The organism is Streptomyces sp. AC627_RSS907 (assembly GCF_019049165.1).
In genome coordinates, this window is record NZ_JAGMUE010001087.1 from 1 (window position 1) to 559 (window position 559).

The 559-nt window shown below is 70.8% G+C and carries 1 protein-coding gene; it reads right to left on the reverse strand.

Annotated elements, in window-relative coordinates; all coding sequences use genetic code 11:
• Positions 1-559: sensor histidine kinase (locus tag KUM32_RS40410; RefSeq protein ID WP_217146677.1), on the reverse strand; the 559-nt coding region annotated here is incomplete at both ends.

The following is a 559-nucleotide window of genomic DNA, read 5'->3' on the forward strand; positions in this document are numbered from 1 at the left end:
GTTCTGCAGCACCTCGGTGAGGACCATCGCGAGGGGCGTGGCGACCTCGGCGTCGAGGATGCCGAACCGTCCGGTGCGCCGGCCGGCGACGGTACCGGGCGCGATCTCCGCGACCATCGCCAGCACCCGGTCGGCGATCTCGTCGAACTCGACGCGCTCGTCCAGGTGCTGCGACAGCGTCTCGTGCACGATCGCGATCGAACCCACCCTGCGCACGGCCTCGTTGAGCGCCTCGCGCCCCTGTTCCGAATCCATCCGCCGGGCCTGGAGGCGCAGCAGGGCGGCCACGGTCTGCAGGTTGTTCTTCACCCGGTGGTGGATCTCGCGGATCGTGGCGTCCTTGGTGATCAGCTCCCGCTCCCTGCGCCGCAGTTCGGTGACGTCGCGCAGCAGCACGAGCGAGCCGATGTGGGAGCCCTTGGGCTTGAGCGGGATGGCTCGCACCTGGATGACGCCCTCGTCGCCCTCCACCTCGAACTCGCGCGGTGCCCAGCCGCTCGCCAACTTGACCAGCGCCTCGTCCACCGGGCCACGGGCGGGGGCGAGTTCGGCGGTGGTG